We start from the raw sequence: 13,946 nt of genomic DNA on the forward strand, positions 1-13,946 counted from the left end.
CTTGCCTGATCGGCGATCGGGCACATCCAACAGACTTTCAGGAGACGGAAAATGGACGCCCAAACACAAATGCGTGTCGACAACGGCATCAACGTCGAGGCCCTGCTCGGCGCGCGCGAAGCGCTCAGCAAGATGCCGGAAGCCGCGCGCTTCAACTGGCGCGCCACCTGCGAGTGGATCAACGGCACCCACGCGCGTTCGACCATCGACAGCTACTTCGGCCTCGGCGAGGAGCAGATGCACCGCATGGCGCACCGCATCGACAGCGACCACCCGGAGTTGTTCGCGGCCGAGGATCATGGCGCCACGCCGGTCGAGATCGTGCTGGCGGGGCTGGCCGGATGCCTGACGGCGGGGATCGCCGCCGTGGCCCAGAACCGCAACATCCAGCTCCGTTCGGTGAAGGCCACGCTCGAGGCCGGCATGGACCTGCAGGGGATCCTCGGCATCGACAGCGAGGTGCGCAACGGCTTCGACGGCGTGAAAGTGATCTTCGACATCGACGCCGACGCGACCCGCGAGGAGATCGAGGCGCTGGTGGCGCAGTCGCAGAAGCGCTCCGCGGTGTTCGACATCTTCACCAATCCGACCGACGTGTCGGTCATGGTGTCATGAACGCGGCGGCCTTCTCCGCCGGATCGCTGCAGGTCGGCACCGTCGATGTCGTCATCGTCGGTGCCGGCCACAGCGGCCTGGCCATGAGCCACTGTCTCGGCCGGCGCGGCATCGACCACGTGGTCCTCGAGCGTGGCGAGGTCGCGAACGCCTGGCGTCACGAGCGCTGGGATTCGCTGCGGCTTCTCACGCCCAACTGGCTCACCCGCCTGCCGGGCATGGCGTACGACGGCGACGACCCGGACGGCTACATGCGCCGCGACGAGGTGGCAGCCTTCATCGCCCGCTACGCACGGACCAGCGGTGCGCCGGTACGCACGGGCACGACGGTCAGGGCGGTGATGGCCGATGACGCGGGCTACCGCGTCGACACCGACCGCGGCCGCTGGCGCTGCCGGGCGGTGGTCCTCGCGAGCGGCGCGTTCGCGCGGCCGTCGGTGCCGCGGATCGGCGCCTCGCTGCCCGGGGGCGTCGCCCAGCTCACGCCCTACCAGTACCGCAACCCGGGCCAAGTCGAAGCGGGCGGGGTGCTCGTGGTCGGCGCCTCTGCGACCGGGCTGCAGCTGGCCGACGAGCTGCAGCGCGCCGGCCATCCGGTGACCCTCGCCATCGGCGAGCACGTGCGCATGCCGCGCATGTACCGGGGGCGCGACATCCAGTGGTGGATGCATGCGGCGGGCCTCCTCGACCAGCGTTACGACGCCTTGGACGACCTGAGCCGGGCGCGTGGCGTCGCCTCGCCGCAGCTCATCGGCTCGCGCGAGAGGGCGATCATGGATCTCAATGCCCTGAGCGCCGGCGGCGCACGCCTCGTTGGGCGCGTCGCCAACGTCCGGGACGGGCAGGTGCAGTTCTCAGGGGCGCTGCGCAATGTCTGCGCGCTGGCCGACCTCAAGATGGCGCGACTGCTCGCCACGATCGACACGTGGGCGGCGACGCATATCGACGACGGATCGCTACCGCCCGCGGAACGCTTCGACGCGACGCGTCTGCCGGAAAAAAAGATCCTCGGGCTGAATCTGAAGCGGGAGGGCATCCGCACCGTTATCTGGGCCACGGGTTTCAGGCCGGACTACTCGTGGCTGAAGCTGCCGGTGCTCGACGCCAAGGGGAACATCCGCCACAACGGCGGCGTCGCCGACGCCCCCGGCCTGTACGTGATGGGGCTTCCCTTCCTGCGCCGGCGCAAGTCGAGCTTCATCCACGGTGCAGAGGATGATGCCCAGGATCTGGCCGGGCACCTGGCCGGATACCTGGACGCCCTCAGTCGTCCCGGTCCGTCGCGAGCTTGTCCTGCGTCCGGAACTCGAAGTCGCTCGCGTCATGGCGCTCTCGAAGCTGATCGCGCGGTTCGCCCCAGGTGCGATTGACCTTGCGCCCGCGCTGCACGGCCGGCCGCTGGGCGATTTCGCGCGCCCAGCGCAGGACGTGCGTGTAGGTGTGCGCTTCGAGGAATTCGGCCGCCTCATACACCTGATTCAGCACGAGGCCTCCGTACCAAGGCCAGATCGCGATGTCGGCGATCGTGTAGTCGTCGCCCGCGATGTAGCGCCGCTCGGCCAGCTGGCGGTTCAGCACGTCGAGCTGGCGCTTGGCCTCCATTGCATAGCGGTTGATCGGGTATTCGTATTTCTCCGGCGCATAGGCGTAGAAATGGCCGAAGCCGCCACCGAGGAAGGGCGCGCTGCCCATCTGCCAGAACAGCCACGACAGGCACTCGGTGCGCCCGGCGAGCGTCTTCGGCAGGAAGGCGTCGAACTTCTCCGCGAGGTACAGCAGGATCGTGCCGGACTCGAACACCCGTTGCGGCGGAGTGACGCTGCGGTCGAGCAGGGCTGGGATCTTGGAGTTGGGATTCACCGCGACGAAGCCGCTGCCGAACTGGTCGCCTTCGGTGATGCGGATCAGGTGCGCATCGTACTCGGCCCCGGTGATCCCGCATTCGAGCAGTTCCTCCAGCATGATGGTGACCTTCACACCATTCGGCGTCGCCAGCGAATACAGCTGCAACGGGTGCCTGCCCACCGGCAGCGTCTTCTCGTGCGTGGGGCCCGCGATGGGGCGGTTGATGCTGGCGAACTTGCCGCCGCTCGGGGCCTCCCATTTCCAGACTTTCGGTGGTGTGTACGTATTGTCGCTCATCGAGATGTCCTCAAATCGTCGGCTCGGCACCCGAAGTCCTGCAGCGCTTCGCATTTAGAATATCGAATCCTCATCGACATCCCGCGCCCATGAAAATTCCATCGTCCGCATTTCTCGTGCTCATGCTGTGCTCGGCTCCCGTCGTGGCTCAGACGGTGTCCGCCGCGAAGCCCGCCTCGATGCGCATGGCGCCGCAGCCGTTCAAGGGAACGGATTACAGCGGCGTTTACGACTGCCGGGGCATGGACAGCCATGAAGGACCGTACAACGGTGTCGTGACCCTGGAGCTCGTGCCGTCACAGAGCAATGGCGAGCATGGTGCCTATCGCTTCAAGCTCGAGGTGTCCGGATATGGCGAGTACCCCGGCCACGCGGCGGCGAAGGGCAGGGAAATGGGGATCTTTTTCGCGAACACCGATCCGGCGCCCAAGGACTACGGCACCGGACTGGCGTCGTTCACAAAGGCCAAGAACGGCAAGTGGACGTTCACGAAGTACTACTACCAGCCCGAATTCAAAGGCGGGAATTTCGGCAACGAGACCTGCTTCCAGCGCTAGGGCTGTTGAGACATGATCTGTGCGTGGGTGGGACCGCGCCGCTTGCGCAAAACCGGGGCGAGGTACGGCCCCGATTCCGCGTCGCGCCGCGATGTCCGTGCGTCAGCCGGCCTTGACCGCGAGCACTGGGCAGCTGACCTTGAGCAGGAGATCCTGGGCGGTACTGCCGAGGAACAGCTTGCCCACCGGCGAGCGCCTGCGCAGGCCGATGATGACGAGGGACGCCTGCAGCCTTTCGGCCATCTCCTCGATCTCCTCGACCGCGCTGTTGCCGCGCACGAACTGCTTGAATTCAGCGTCCACCCCGGACGCGACGAGCAGCTTCTCGATGTCCTCCGCGTCGGCGGTGTCGGCGAGCGACGGATCGCTTGCCGTGCCGCCCGGGCCCGCATTGACGACGATGAGATGCTCCTCGAAACGGCGCGCGAGCTCGATTCCCTTATCGACGGCGGCGCGGCCTTCCGGGCGAGGGGCATAAGCGACGATGATGGTCATGGTTATTCCTCGTATCGTGTGACGGCAGGGTTGCCGGCCGGATCGCCTGATTCGCGCCGGCCGGATTGCATGCATCGTACAACACCGCATTCGGAACCGTATTCCTTTGTCGCGAGTCGGATGCGATACGCGCACACTGTTTTTTCCTCATTCCACTGTTTCACGACGAAAGCTTCTGCCCCCATGACTGTCAACCAACTCTCCTGCGGCCTGCTGGTCATCAATGAGCGCGCCGAGCTGCTTCTCGGTCACTCGACGGGGAGCAGTCACTGGGATCTGCCCAAGGGGCTCCTCGAGGAAGGCGAAGAGCCGATGACTTGCGCACTGCGGGAGGCTCACGAAGAGTTCGGTCTCGAGTTCACGTCCGATCGCCTCGTCGACATTGGTCGCCACGCCTACTACCGGGGCAAGGACTTGCACCTGTTTGCCGTCGTCACCACAACAAGCGAGGTCCGGCCCGAACTCTGCCGATGCACCAGTTACTTCGCCCACTATGAAACCGGCCGGCAGGTGCCCGAAATCGATGCTTTCGCCTGGACCGCCGATGCGCAGTTGCCGTCCGTGCTGGCGAACAGCATGCGGCGACTGCTTGTCGACCGGGGGCTGCTTGCGAACGCACGAACGCTGGCCTCCCCGAGCAGATGAGGTAAGCTCGCCCGCATGCGCAACCTGCAAACGATCCGGGCCATATCGCTCGACCTCGACGATACCTTGTGGCCCATCTGGCCCACCATCGAGCGCGCGGAAAAGGTCCTCCACGAGTGGCTCGTCGTCAACGCGCCAATGACGGCCGAGCGCTACCCCACGCCGCAGACACTGCGCCAGATCCGCAACGCGATGGAACTGCAGCGACCGGATCTTGCGCACGACCTCGCCGCATTGCGCCGCGAATCGATCCGCGTCGCGCTTTCCAGTTCGGGCGACGACCCGGAACTGGCGGAGCCCGCCTTCGAGCTCTTCTTCGCCGAGCGCCAGAACGTCACCCTTTTCCCGGACGCATTGCCCGCGCTGGAGTTCCTCGCCGCGCGCTATCCGCTGGTGAGCCTCACCAACGGCAATGCCGAGCTCGGGCGCATCGGACTGGAGCCGTTCTTCGTCGCCAGTGTCGCCGCGACGAAGATAGGCCTGTCCAAACCCGATCCGAGGATCTTCCATGCCGCTGCCGACGCGGCGGGAGTCCAGTCGCATGAGGTGCTGCACGTGGGCGACGACATGCTGCTGGACGTCCTGGGCGCGCTCAAGTCCGGCATGCAGGCTGCCTGGCTCAACCGTACGCAGGCGACGTGGCCGCACGATGAGCGTCCGGACCTGGAATTGTCGAGCCTCGGCGATCTGTGCGACGCACTGAGATGAGGCGATTCCGGCGCCGAGCGGATCCGCCCCGCGCCGAGATCCCCGGAACGTCGCGTTCAGATCACTTCACGTCGAAGCGGTCCAGGTTCATCACCTTGTTCCACGCTGCCACGAAGTCGCGCACGAACTTCTCCTGTGCATCGTCCTGTGCATAGACCTCGGCCAATGCGCGCAGCTGCGAGTTGGAACCGAAGATGAGGTCCACCCGAGTCCCTGACCACCTGGCCTCGCCAGTCTTGCGGTCACGTCCTTCGAAGCGATCCCCCGCCTCCGAGGCCGGCGTCCAGACCGTGCCCATGTCGAGGAGATTGACGAAGAAATCGTTCGTCAGCGCCTGAGGCCGTTTCGTGAACACGCCGTGCGGCGAATTCCCCGCGTTGGCGCCCAACACCCGCAGGCCGCCGACCAGCACCGCCATCTCGGGCGCGCTCAGGGTCATGAGCTGCGCCCTGTCCACCAGCATCTCCTCGGCGGACACCGTGCATGCCTGCTTCTGGTAATTGCGGAAACCATCGGCGAGCGGTTCCAGAACGGCGAACGATTCCACATCGGTCTGCGCTTGTGAGGCGTCCCCGCGGCCCGGGGTGAAGGGGACGTCCACCGCATGTCCGGCGGCCTTGGCCGCAGCTTCAACCGCCGCGCAGCCGCCCAGCACGATCAGGTCGGCCATCGAGACTTTCTTCCCGCCTGTCTGGGCGCGGTTGAACGCTTGCTGGATCTCCTCGAGCGTTGCCAGGACCCTGGCCAATTGATCCGGCTGATTCGCCTCCCAGTCCTTCTGCGGTGCCAGACGGATGCGTGCGCCGTTGGCGCCGCCGCGCTTGTCCGAGCCGCGGAAGGTGGACGCCGAGGCCCAGGCGGTGGAAACCAGCTCGGCGACCGACAAGCCCGAGGCCATGATCCTGGCCTTCAGCCCGGCGATGTCCGCGCTGTCGATCAGGGGGTGATCGACGGCGGGAATCGGATCCTGCCAGATCAGGTCTTCGACCGGCACCTCGGGGCCGAGGTAGAGGGCCTTGGGTCCCATGTCGCGGTGGGTCAGTTTGAACCACGCGCGCGCAAACGCGTCGGCGAAGGCCTGCGGATCCTGATGGAAGCGGCGCGCGATGGGTTCGTAGATCGGGTCGAAACGTAGCGACAGGTCGGCCGTGGTCATCATCGGCGGGTGTTTCTTCGACGGATCGTGCGCGTCCGGAATCATGTGTTCCGGCTTGACGTCCTTTGCCACCCACTGGTGGGCCCCGGCCGGGCTCTCGGTCAGTTCCCATTCGTAGCCGAAGAGCATGTTGAAGTAGCCGTTGTCCCACGTGGTCGGATTCGGTTTCCACGCGCCCTCGATGCCGCTGGTGGTGGTGTCGCCGCCCTTGCCGGAACCGAAACGGTTGATCCAGCCCAGGCCTTGCGCTTCGATGGGAGCGCCTTCGGGCTCGGGGCCGACGAGGGCCGGGTCGCCGGCGCCGTGCGCCTTGCCGAAGGTGTGACCGCCGGCGACGAGCGCCACGGTCTCCTCGTCGTTCATGGCCATGCGGGCGAAGGTCTCGCGCACGTCGCGACCGGAGGCCACCGGATCCGGGTTGCCATTCGGGCCTTCCGGGTTCACGTAGATCAGTCCCATCTGCACCGCGGCCAGCGGATTGGCCAGTTCGCGGTCCCCGCTGTAACGCTTGTCGCCAAGCCAGGTGTCCTCGTTGCCCCAGTAGATATCCTCCTCGGGCTGCCAGATGTCGGCGCGTCCGCCGCCGAAGCCAAAGGTTTTGAAGCCCATGGATTCGAGTGCGCAGTTCCCCGCCAGGATCATCAGATCGGCCCAGGAGATCTTGTTGCCGTACTTCTGCTTGATCGGCCAGAGCAGGCGGCGTGCCTTGTCCAGATTGCCGTTGTCCGGCCAGCTATTGACCGGCGCAAAGCGCTGGTTTCCCGTGCCGCCGCCACCCCGGCCATCGGCAGTGCGGTAGGTGCCCGCGCTGTGCCACGCCATGCGGATGAACAGGCCGCCGTAGTGCCCCCAGTCGGCGGGCCACCAGTCCTGCGAATCCGTCATCAGGGCGTGCAGGTCCTTCTTCAGTGCGGTCAGGTCGAGTTTCCGAAACTCGGTGGCGTAGTCGAATTCGGCGCCCATCGGATTGGAAGCCGGGGCGTGCTGGTGAAGGATTTTCAGGTTTAGCTGGTTCGGCCACCAGTCCCGGTTCGAGCGAACGCCGACCGTCGTACGTGCGCCATGCATGCCGGTGAAGGGACACTTATTCTCGTTGTTCATGCGCAAGCTCTCCTTGAAGGGGTGAGTGAGGCGGAAGCGATACTCACCTTAGACGCCCGGCATTGCTGTTTCTAACGATTTCTATGCATCGGCGTGATAGTTTCGGGTCATGCCGGCCAAGTATGTGCCCGGCACACAGTGGATGCATGGGGCGCGGGCGACGCCTGCAGTGAGCGGAATCGTGGGCGGGGAGGTGCTCGGGTGGGGTTGCCTCGAGCACGGCGCTGTTACCGGAATGGCCTGGTGTCAGGAGCAGGGGGGGGCTTTACCGCTGAATCGATCGACGACCGAAAAGACAAAGGCCTGCACGAGTGCAGGCCTTTGATTTATTTGGTTGCGGGGGCAGGATTAGACATTTATTTCACGGCTCCCGTTGCCATCATCTTGCCGGCAAGCGGACGACGTATCCGAAGTGCCACGCGAAGGAAGAACCGGCCCATCTGAGCCTGTGCTGCCAGCATCCGTTCCGCTGTTCCGACGTATTTTCATTCACGAACTCGTGACCAGAGGCCGTTCGACGCCAATAGCTGCGCACCTAAGCGCCAGTCGAAACCTTGTGAATCGCACAATTATTTCCTTGATGCATATCAAGTTGGCATCGATATGCGCGCTTTACAAACTGTTTCATATCAATTCAGAATTGGGTTATTCTATCTAAATCGGCATACCGTTCGGAAACGGCGGGACGCAAAGCCTTCGGACCTGTTCCCTAAATGGGATGGTGGCCGGGCTGCACACCTGGATGCAGAGGTGTCGTCTCACTTCTCCTCGGACTGCTCGGGCTAACGTATCGCGGTCAACCGCAGTCCTCGGAGGTGTAATGCGCTCGAAGTGGCATCTATTCACGTTAGGCGCCCTATTATCTTTGTGGGCACACATATCCTTCGCCGCGCTAACGCAAGAAGAAGTTGACTACCTGACAGGCAATCCGGAGCGCGCGATTGCCGAGTTGGTCGGGCCAGCAAAAGGCGGGGATATATCAGCACAATACCTAATTTCCCATGCCTATCGACTCCGCAAAGACGAACGGGAGGCCGACGCTTGGCTAAGGACCGCCGCGACAGGTGGACACCCGGATGCACAGTTTGACTTTGCTCTGACCCTTTCCCAGCGGGGAAAAGGTAACGATGCGCTCGCGTGGTTCGAGCGAGCCATGGCGAAGGGGCACGTGGGCGCCAAGACAGAAGTTGCCTGGAGCCTCTATTTCGGTCACTCAGGTATGACCGATAAGGCTACGGCTATCCGATTGCGCAAGGAAGCTGCAGAGGCTAATGACCGAGTTGCCCAGTTTTGGCTTGGTGACGCATACCGCTTTGGGCTGGACGGCTACGCAGTGGACTATGAGGCCGCAGCCCTTTGGCTCAAGAAGGCGGCGGACCAAGGTCTTAGGGAGGCAAAGGCTGAGCTGGGTGACGTGTACCTGGTGCCACGCTCCAGCGGAAATCCAAAATTTCGCCCGTATAGCGGGCACGAATTGTATGAGGAGGCAGGGAATCTCGGCCACGCAGGTGCCCAGTTCATGGCTGGGTTACTGTATATGCAGGGGAAGGGAAAAGTCATGACGCCGGATTACGACGGGGCCCGAAAGTGGTTTGCTCAAGTCATAAATAATGAGGAAGCCTCTCCTGAACAAAAAAAGAAGGCTCAGCTCTTAACGGCAGAGGCAGTCAAATTGAGAGAAATGCAACTGGCAGACGCGAAAAAAGTGCGGGGGAGAACCGGGGCTTTCGCGGGTGACCTAGTTCCACTGGATAGCGCGAGCTCATCTCACTTCTCCGGGGTAAACCGCCTTCCGATGCCGGGAGATTTCAGATATTGCGAAGTCTTTGGGTCGAGCGATTCCGGAAACTGTCGGTAAGCCGCTGTGGCTGCCTAGCCTCTCCGCCGCTATCCACTTCGTATTTTGACTAAATGGTGGCGACTCAAAGGTAATCCCATTCCACGCTGTCTAGAGAGGTGAAAATGCTTCACTTTCGTTTGCCCCTGCTGCTTGTTGCCCTGCTTGGGCTTTCCGGCTGTGCCACCACACTGTCCCACGTTGCCGGCTATAAGGCCGGGGACGTGATGCGCTTTCGTGCCCAAAAAATCGTCGACAAGGCCGAACAAGCCAAGATTTGCGATCAATTCAAGGACGGCAAGATTACTGTCGCGCAGTGCAAAGAGCGCACGCTCGCAGTCCTTGAGATTGAACGGAAGCTCCTGGACCTCACCACGGCTCAAGTCGTGATGCTGATACCTGAGCCACTGGGTGTCGGAGATGTTGTTCAGTACAAGCTCGCCGGCATGCTCCATGAAGTGAATGGGCCCGAGCCAGAGTATCAAGGCATCATCTGCCGCGGGACCGACACGGTGTGTCTGACCGACCCCAAGCGTGGCACCACGGGCAAGGTTGACCCCATTACCGGCGTCGCTTCGGGCACCTGAAAAGACATGAACGTCTAGTCGACCGACGGGCAGGCCGGGTTGAGTTGCGGATGCAGAACGGCGCGCTCTTCAGCCGCAAAGTCTACGCACCCGTTGGGACCACCAAATTTTATCCACCTCATGCCCCCATCAACGCCGCAGTCTCGCCGCCGGGCCAAAGTTCTGTTGGCGTTTAGCCTTGTCGGAGCCCTGACCCCGCTGACGACTGGGCTGCCCGAAAGCCATTCAACGCTCGCTTGGCTGCTCGACCTTGCGTCCCACTGGCAGTGGGTGTATCTCGTGTTTGGCGGGGTGTGCGCGACGTGGCTCCTGGCCATAGGCTCGTATGCCTGGGCGCTTTCGGGCCTAAGTGCTCTGGCGCTTGGCTGGGGATTCGCGAGCCCAGAGACTTATGCGGTCGTGCCCCGACCGCAGCAGTCGCTCACCGTCGTAACGGCTAATCTGCACGGCGAGAATCCGTCGCCTTTGCACGGATGGGCCGAGAGCCTCGGCGCTGATGTGGTAGTCATGCAGGAAGTCACGCCATCGGTCGCGGGCGAGTTCGGGCGCTGGGAGCGCTTCCCGCATCGGGTCGTGCACGTACAGGAGGGACCGTTCGGTCTCGCCGTGTTGTCCCGCCATCCTCTTGCTTTGAGTGAAGTCCGCGAGGCGCACGGGCAAACGCCCCATATCCGCACCCGTGTACGTATTGGTGCCATCGAGGTCGCGCTCTCCGCCCTGCATCCGATGCCGCCCGTAAACTCGCATTATCACGTGCTGCGTGCCGCGCTGTTTGAGTCGGAGGCAAGCTGGGCGGTCGGCACAATGCTACCCGCTATTATCGCAGGCGACCTCAATGCGACGCCCTGGTCCACTGCCATGCATCCTTTCGCAGCGCATGGCCTGCGGCGGGCGACTGGCCTTGAACCGACGTGGCCCGCCCTCCTGCCAGCAATTCCCATCGACCAGGTCGTCGTGAGCCCCCACTGGCGCGTCGTTGACCGTGGAGTCGGCCCACGCATGGGCTCAGACCATCGCCCGGTCTACGTTGTACTGGGACTCCCATCCACGGTACCAAATGAAGCGGAAGCTCTAACCAACAGCACCGAAGAGCCTTGATTTGACATGCAGATTGGATGCAAATAGAAAATAGTCTATTCGACAGGCTGTGTTTTAACAATTCACGGGAGGAAGTTCGTATGCACCACAAAGTTCGCGCCGCATTGGCGGCGGGTTTCGCGCTGTTTAGCATCCATGCGGTCGCTGCAACTCAGCAGCAGTTAGTTGAGGCCGCCGAAGGCGAGCGCTTGTTCCGATACATTGCCAAGTCCTGCGGTGGAAAAAAATACGCTTCGAATTATGTGGCGTTCTCAAAGCGTTACATCAAGTCGCTAGGCGCGAATGCAGATGAATCAAAACAGTTTGAGCGCATCGCGTCGCAGGTCATGAACCAACGGTTAAGTGAAAAGGACATTGCTGATTGTCCGAATCTAATATCTCAGCTGAATGAGTCAGTTACCGTCCGCGAGCAGGCGATGCAAGCCGTTGCAGCGGGGAAGGACGCATTGAGGGAACTTGAGAAGCTGAACAACGAGAAGTGAGCGTTCTGACCAGGCGCGCGGCAATTGGCTCATTATGGTGACTTGTAACAACATCAAGGAAACGAGCGAACAAAAAGCTACACCTAAGCGGCCGTAGTAAAGGATCACGATTTAGAATCGAGACTGAATTTTCGGATTAGACTTGCGAGTTAGAGGAGGCACGGTGGCTACCGCATTGCGTTTGTTGTCAGGGCTTGCATTCAGCTTTCTTTATATCAATGCCTTTGCATTCACATCAATTTCGGCAATTGACGGCCACGTGCTAGAGACGTGGTCCAGGACAAGCAATTACGAATCCCAAAAGGAAGCAGATGCTCACGCTTTGGAGGGCTGCCGCGTTGAAGCACGTAAGAGTGGCATAGGCAACCTTGCAAGCAAGTGCAAGATTGCGATGCGCGCAAAAGGCCCCGGATATGGAGCAATCGTCTGTGGCGATGGCGGGTGCAGTTGGATCACCGGTGCTGAATCATCCCAAGCCGCAGTGGATGCGGCATACGACGGTTGCAGTAAGAATTACAATAATTGCCCGTCCGAAAACATCAAGTACTGGGAGGACTTCGCCGGGTTTTCTGCGAAGCCGGTAGCGAATGTAACCGGTGGCGATTGCAGGCCTCGTACAGCCACACTCCGTTGCCAATCAACCTGCAGCAATGGAGATTGCATCGTTTCCTATGAGAATGGATGCAAGATGCATGTCAAGGTTAACTCGCGGTTTGATAACTTCCAAAATCAGTGGGTCTATCCCGCCCCCTCCTGCTGAGAGCTATTCGGAGTGCCCCCTGATCTTCGATTGGAGATCAGGGTGTGGTGTAGAGCATTTATCCAATCTCACCGCGGCGGCATCGCAGCGCCAACACGCACGAACCTACCAGAACCCCCAACAGGTCGCGTTCTTGCCGTTCATTCATTTACACAGTGTTAAGTCGAGCCTGCCCCCTTTTTCAGTGCATAAGAATGAGTGCGATGCGCCTATTCAGTGGAAGATGACGTCATGCGTGTTTATCAGTCGGTTTTGCTAGGGCTGTTCTCAATTCTCGCTGCAAACGCGGCGCTCGCGGACGGGGCTGGTAAGGCCGCTCCGGTGCCGGCAGATGTCGTGGAGCGAGGGGGCCGCGCGATTCAGAAGGACATCGTCGGGCTCATCCGCGCATCGGAGTCGCCTTGGAACATTGATGACCCAACGAAGGACACGCTGTTCATCGAGCCGGCGACCGGCTACCCGCGCGTGTTGGCTATCACACGCAAGCTAGGCATTCCGCACAAACGTATCTTCGTGAATCTGGTAATGCCTTACGGAAGTCAGTCGGACGGGTACAACGCGATGATTTCGGGCGAATTGGCGCAGGATGCCACTGAGCTTAGACTCGCTTTCACGGTGGCGCACGAGTACGCCCATGGTTTTCTGAACCATCGACTTACAGCGTCCATCGATGCCTACCGGGAGCAGCTTGCCTACTGCCCGGCCTGCACCGACCCGAAAGACCTCGTCGCGACTGTCAAAGCCGGGTTCGATAACCCGGACCTGACGGCGTTCCGTGAGCGTATCAAGCGGTTGGAGCTCGATGCCGACGAATGGGCGGCCCGTCAGGTGGCGCGCAACTATTCAGTGCCGAGCGCCGCCAGTCTGTTGAGCGAAGTTGTGGAGTCCGAGAACTACTCGAAGGACGACGAGGGCGAGACTCATTACTCGCGTAACCGTCGGCTCGCGGCGATTGCGGCCGTGCTGGAGTCGTCCTCGCGCTGAGGGCACCACGGAAGGGCGCGCCCGTGCGGCGTGCCGTCATCCCGCGGGCGGTACGTGCTTAGCGCTCCATGCCGTGGCGCGCGAGCTCCCGCTTCTCGAGCACCGGGGAACATGCCGTGGTCCGGCTCGCCTCGAACTCCTTCTTGGCGGCGCCCACAAACAGGCCCGACGGCGAGGCGTCTTTGATGTACTTGGCTGAGAGGCTGCTAGGCCCCGCCTGCACTTTGCGCGCTAGCCAATCTTCCTAGTTGCCGTTCGCCGCGTAGGTCCATACGTGACCTATGCCCGCACGCGCAAGCCTAGGTGCGTGTGCGAGCGTATCTCAACGAGTGCTCGCGACACCACGAGGCAGAAGCCAGCGCAATAGCCAGCGACGCCAAGCTGGCAGCGCGTCTAACCACGCGACTGAGGATTCCGGGTGCTTGTCGGCGGTAACTGAGGGCGAAATGCTGGACTCCGGAAGGAGTTCGGCGAGCACCGCCTCAGCGGGCTCACCGGCCTTCGTCCTGGCAGCCAGGGTCTTGAGCATCGGGTGCAGTTCGGCAGACACCGTGATACTCAGTTGCTTGAATCCTTGTTGCTCCGCCTTTGCTCGGCAACGTCGAACTCGCTCGGCCCCGGCCGTGCTGGCTTTCTTCTTCTCGTCCGGCACCCAGGCGCGGACGGGCTTGAGACCCAGTTCGCGTGCAGCGCCGGCGACATCGAGTGGCGTATCGTTCAGGAGGGTATCAGCGGTGGGGTTTGTGCTTGAGATAGGGTCGGTCATATCCTGCTCCGTT

The 13,946-nt window shown here is 62.2% G+C and carries 15 protein-coding genes and 1 riboswitch; of the genes, 11 read left to right on the top strand and 4 right to left on the bottom strand.

The annotated features are described in order from the left end of the window. The first annotated feature begins 51 nt into the window (after nt 1-51). Nucleotides 52-615 (top strand): OsmC family protein, encoded by a 564-nt coding sequence (locus ToN1_RS20870; protein ID WP_169208577.1) that lies wholly within the window; start codon nt 52-54, stop codon nt 613-615. Continuing rightward, nucleotides 612-1,985, top strand: a complete 1,374-nt coding sequence (locus ToN1_RS20875; RefSeq protein WP_169208578.1) for an FAD-dependent oxidoreductase — start codon at nt 612-614, stop codon at nt 1,983-1,985. The genes ToN1_RS20870 and ToN1_RS20875 overlap by 4 nt, the downstream gene beginning before the upstream one ends. On the opposite strand, the gene yghU is transcribed toward ToN1_RS20875, so the two are convergent. Next, a complete protein-coding gene (gene yghU / locus ToN1_RS20880) occupies nt 1,879-2,757 on the bottom strand; it encodes a glutathione-dependent disulfide-bond oxidoreductase (protein WP_169208579.1) in 879 nt (292 codons plus the stop codon). The two genes, ToN1_RS20875 and yghU, sit on opposite strands and share 107 nt — an antisense overlap. 89 nt (nt 2,758-2,846) lie before the next feature. Here yghU and ToN1_RS20885 point away from each other — a divergent pair, with 89 nt between their 5' ends. Further along, complete coding sequence (locus ToN1_RS20885) at nt 2,847-3,314, top strand: hypothetical protein (protein WP_244860845.1); 468 nt, start codon at nt 2,847-2,849, stop codon at nt 3,312-3,314. A gap of 102 nt (nt 3,315-3,416) precedes the next feature. On the opposite strand, the gene ToN1_RS20890 is transcribed toward ToN1_RS20885, so the two are convergent. Continuing rightward, nucleotides 3,417-3,809: a universal stress protein gene (locus ToN1_RS20890; protein ID WP_169208580.1), complete on the bottom strand. Its 393-nt coding sequence runs from the start codon at nt 3,807-3,809 to the stop codon at nt 3,417-3,419. 183 nt (nt 3,810-3,992) lie between these two features. Between ToN1_RS20890 and ToN1_RS20895 the strand changes: the two genes are divergently transcribed. Both ToN1_RS20895 and ToN1_RS20900 read left to right on the top strand, forming a co-directional pair. Continuing rightward, nucleotides 3,993-4,454, top strand: a complete 462-nt coding sequence (locus ToN1_RS20895) for an NUDIX hydrolase (protein ID WP_169208581.1) — start codon at nt 3,993-3,995, stop codon at nt 4,452-4,454. Between the two features lie 15 nt (nt 4,455-4,469). Further along, a complete protein-coding gene (locus ToN1_RS20900) occupies nt 4,470-5,162 on the top strand; it encodes an HAD family hydrolase (protein ID WP_169208582.1) in 693 nt (230 codons plus the stop codon). Between the two features lie 61 nt (nt 5,163-5,223). On the opposite strand, the gene katG is transcribed toward ToN1_RS20900, so the two are convergent. Then, entirely contained in the window at nt 5,224-7,419 is a 2,196-nt protein-coding gene (katG, locus tag ToN1_RS20905) for a catalase/peroxidase HPI (RefSeq protein WP_169208583.1), read from the bottom strand. A 651-nt stretch (nt 7,420-8,070) separates the two neighbouring features. Beyond that, a riboswitch (cyclic di-GMP riboswitch) is annotated at nt 8,071-8,157 on the top strand. Nucleotides 8,158-8,239: 82 nt separating this feature from the next. Between katG and ToN1_RS20910 the strand changes: the two genes are divergently transcribed. The 6 genes from ToN1_RS20910 (at nt 8,240) to ToN1_RS20935 (ending at nt 13,167) form a co-directional block, all read left to right on the top strand. Then, on the top strand, nt 8,240-9,277 hold the full coding sequence (locus tag ToN1_RS20910) for a tetratricopeptide repeat protein (RefSeq protein WP_169208054.1): 1,038 nt from the start codon (nt 8,240-8,242) through the stop codon (nt 9,275-9,277). A 104-nt stretch (nt 9,278-9,381) separates the two neighbouring features. Further along, a complete protein-coding gene (locus ToN1_RS20915) occupies nt 9,382-9,843 on the top strand; it encodes a hypothetical protein (protein WP_169208055.1) in 462 nt (153 codons plus the stop codon). A gap of 165 nt (nt 9,844-10,008) precedes the next feature. After that, on the top strand, nt 10,009-10,941 hold the full coding sequence (locus ToN1_RS20920) for an endonuclease/exonuclease/phosphatase family protein (RefSeq protein WP_169208056.1): 933 nt from the start codon (nt 10,009-10,011) through the stop codon (nt 10,939-10,941). 80 nt (nt 10,942-11,021) lie between these two features. Beyond that, nucleotides 11,022-11,423: a hypothetical protein gene (locus tag ToN1_RS20925; RefSeq protein WP_169208057.1), complete on the top strand. Its 402-nt coding sequence runs from the start codon at nt 11,022-11,024 to the stop codon at nt 11,421-11,423. 163 nt (nt 11,424-11,586) lie between these two features. Further along, nucleotides 11,587-12,183: a DUF4189 domain-containing protein gene (locus ToN1_RS20930; RefSeq protein ID WP_169208058.1), complete on the top strand. Its 597-nt coding sequence runs from the start codon at nt 11,587-11,589 to the stop codon at nt 12,181-12,183. Between the two features lie 216 nt (nt 12,184-12,399). Continuing rightward, nucleotides 12,400-13,167 carry a M48 family metalloprotease gene (locus tag ToN1_RS20935; protein WP_210147881.1) on the top strand — a complete coding sequence of 256 codons (768 nt, stop codon included), beginning with the start codon at nt 12,400-12,402 and terminating at the stop codon, nt 13,165-13,167. A 322-nt stretch (nt 13,168-13,489) separates the two neighbouring features. Here the strand turns inward: ToN1_RS20935 and ToN1_RS20940 are convergent, their stop codons facing one another. Beyond that, complete coding sequence (locus tag ToN1_RS20940) at nt 13,490-13,933, bottom strand: hypothetical protein (RefSeq protein WP_169208060.1); 444 nt, start codon at nt 13,931-13,933, stop codon at nt 13,490-13,492. Nucleotides 13,934-13,946 lie beyond the last annotated feature (13 nt).

It is taken from the genome of Aromatoleum petrolei (assembly GCF_017894385.1).
Taxonomy (GTDB): Bacteria; Pseudomonadota; Gammaproteobacteria; order Burkholderiales; family Rhodocyclaceae; genus Aromatoleum; species Aromatoleum petrolei.